A 2,856-nucleotide genomic window follows, 5' to 3' on the forward strand; every position below is an offset into this window, starting at 1 on the left:
AGGGTTGACATGCGCCCCGCCTACCGGGCATAAGTTGTGGCCAGGCTGGTCGCCGCAGTCGCGCGACCAGCGGGAAACGGGCCGCTCGCTGGTCGATTCGCAAGCAAGGGCGTGGTCGAGGAAGGCCGCGCGTGCGCCATCGCTGTGGGTATCGTTGTCTCATGACCGCAGCGCGCGAGCCGCTCATGACGACCGAGGAGTTCGAAGAGCTCGCTCGGGTCGCCGGTCATGTCTCGGAGGGTGTTCGGCTGGAGTACGTCGAGGGGAAACTGGGGGCCAAAGCCGTGCCGGACGGGGACCATGATTGCGTGCTCGAATGGCTGATGCGCATTCTGCTCGTGTTGCGGCCCGAATTGTGGCTCTTCCCGGAGCGCGGATTGAAGATCGACTCCTACCGCACCGGGCGGGCGCGGCCGGATGGCGCGCTGGCACCGACCGGGGTCTTCGCCGGCCAGTCGGAGTGGGCTGACCCCGACCCGGTTCTGATGGTGGTCGAGGTGACTTCCCACGATCAGGACACCGACCGCAGGGACCGCCGGGAGAAGCCTCGCGCCTACGCGCGGACCGGTATTCCGGTGTACCTGTTGATCGACCGGGAGAAGGGGTGCGTCGTAGTACGCAGCAACCCGGTCGACGGTGAATACGAGCGAATGCTGATCCAGCCGTTCGGCGCCGAAGTCGAGATCCCTGACCCGGTGGGGGTCACGCTCGACACCGAGCCGTTGAAGGCTTGGGTGTCCTGAAAGGGCCGCCACCCGACGGGTAGCGACCTTTCAGAGCGTCGAATGATTAAGCGACAGAAGCGGATTCGATGATGACGTCGTCGACGGGGACGTCCTGGTGGGGGCCTGCGTTGCCGGTGGTGACGGCGGCGATCTTGTCGACAACCTCGGTGCCGTCGGAGACCTTGCCGAAGACGGCGTAGCCCCAGCCCTGGCCCTGGGGGGCGGTGTGGTTGAGGAAGGCGTTGTCGGAGACGTTGATGAAGAACTGGGCGGTGGCCGAGTGCGGGTCGTTGGTGCGGGCCATCGCGACGGTGTACTTGTTGTTCTTGAGGCCGTTGGTCGCCTCGTTCTGGATCGGCGCCTGAGTGGGCTTCTGCTTCAGGCCGGGCTCGAACCCGCCGCCCTGAACCATGAAATTGGGGATGACGCGGTGGAACACGGTGCCGTTGTAGTGGCCCGCGTTCACGTAGTTCACGAAGTTGGCGACCGTGTTCGGCGCGGCCTGGTCGTCCAACTCGAGCACGATCGGTCCGTAGTTGGTTTCGAGATTCACCTTGGTCATGGAGTCGAGTCTAGGGAGGGGAGGGGGTCGGAAGGGAGTGGGGTCCGGATCGGTGGTGCCGAACGAACTGGTGGACGCGCAACGCACGGCGAAATCCATCCACCGGCATGCGGTGTGCGTTTGGTTGATCGGATATAGTTTTTAAGGAACCCGCGTGCCTGAGGCGCACGCGGGTTCTTTACTGCACAACCATTCGACACACCGAATTCGAGACGATTTCGGCGCGAGGAATCACGGGCCGACGGTAATCGGCACCGACGGGGTGGTGGTGTTGTTCACGGCGTATTTGCCCGTCACCTGACCGGTCGTGGCACTGGTCGGGCAGCCGAAGCTACCGGTCACCTTGATCGGAGCCGGGGCATTGGTCGCCTGCACGGTCGACGGGCTGCCGTTGGTCCAGGTGCCCGCGAGGCTCGCCGCCGCGGTGGGGGCGACGACGATCTTGCAGGAGGCCAGGCCGCTGGTCTGGATGACCATGCCGCCCTGCGGGATATTGATGGTCCCGGCGATCGGCGTGCCGTTCTGGCCCGTGATCGACCAGCTGCCGCTGGTGGTCACGGTCGCGCTCACGCCCCACATGCTGGTCGTGCAGCCGGTGAAGGTGGGCGCGCTGATCGGGACGGTGATCGGGCCGCTGGGGTTGGTGTTGTTCGGCGCCGCCGGCACCGCGCCGGTGGCGTTCGAGGTGGTGCAGGTGATGCTGACACCACCGGCGACCGCCTTCACCGTGCCCACATTGGTCGCCGAGACCGCGGCGCCAGCGGGTGCGACCGTGGTCGAACCGGCGGCTGTCGCCGGGCCGATGCCGAAGGTCGTCGCGGCGACCAGACAGCCGGCGGTGGCCAGTGTCGCCCGCGCGAAGAATTGATTGTCGAACATTGCGTACTCCTTGCTGAAATCGACAGCTACGCGATGTGAAGCTGTCGTGTTCAAGAATACAAAAGGCATTTTTCGGCAGTGCATTGTTCGCGCCTACCATTTCGTGTGGAAACCTTCGCGAATCAAGCCCCGCTGCCTCGGATCGCGTTTATTATGCGGGGCTGTTACTGCGCGTAGCGGTTACTGCATTTTTTATCTATATGCACCGTGCACACTGGTAACATCGAAAAACTCCTGTGCCGCGCCCGGTCATCCGCGGATCGCGGGCTTCGGACCTGGATCGATAGCGAGTTCGCATAGCGCCGAAACGGCTGGTCGCCCTGCGTCGGCCTGCGACGGGACAAGTTAGGCGCACGTCGCACCCTTAATGAAACGCTTGAACTTCACACCGTAGCGCAATGTATGTCCACAGGCATGGCGTGCGACCCCTCACAAGTAGGGGGGTGCGGATACGATGCCCACCGTGCCAGACGCCGCAACTGCTGTTCTCACCAAGCCGCCCGCCGCGCCGGTGGCGTCCCCGAAGGACTTCCGGATCGCGCGCTGGATCGCGCTGGTCGCCGGGCTACTCGGCGCCCTGTTCGCGGTGGCGACGCCGTTCCTGCCGGTCACCCAGACGACCGCGCAGCTGAACTGGCCGCAGAACGGCAAGCTCGGCAATATCCAGGCACCGCTGATGTCGCAGGTGCC

At 64.7% G+C, this 2,856-nt stretch carries 4 protein-coding genes; 2 read left to right on the top strand and 2 right to left on the bottom strand.

Going from position 1 to position 2,856, the window contains the following annotated elements; all coding sequences use genetic code 11:
- The first annotated feature begins 161 nt into the window (after positions 1-161).
- Positions 162-743: a Uma2 family endonuclease gene (locus ACFWPJ_RS29600; protein WP_378856322.1), complete on the top strand. Its 582-nt coding sequence runs from the start codon at positions 162-164 to the stop codon at positions 741-743.
- 46 nt (positions 744-789) lie between these two features.
- Here ACFWPJ_RS29600 and ACFWPJ_RS29605 read toward each other — a convergent pair whose 3' ends face one another.
- Entirely contained in the window at positions 790-1,287 is a 498-nt protein-coding gene (locus ACFWPJ_RS29605) for a peptidylprolyl isomerase (RefSeq protein WP_378856324.1), read from the bottom strand.
- A gap of 231 nt (positions 1,288-1,518) precedes the next feature.
- Complete coding sequence (locus ACFWPJ_RS29610) at positions 1,519-2,166, bottom strand: hypothetical protein (protein WP_378856326.1); 648 nt, start codon at positions 2,164-2,166, stop codon at positions 1,519-1,521.
- 463 nt (positions 2,167-2,629) lie between these two features.
- Between ACFWPJ_RS29610 and ACFWPJ_RS29615 the strand changes: the two genes are divergently transcribed.
- Positions 2,630-2,856 (top strand): hypothetical protein (locus ACFWPJ_RS29615; protein ID WP_378856327.1); only part of this gene is annotated, 227 nt, incomplete at its 3' end.

Source organism: Nocardia sp. NPDC058497, from assembly GCF_042720195.1.
In the GTDB taxonomy this organism is placed as follows: domain Bacteria; phylum Actinomycetota; class Actinomycetes; order Mycobacteriales; family Mycobacteriaceae; genus Nocardia.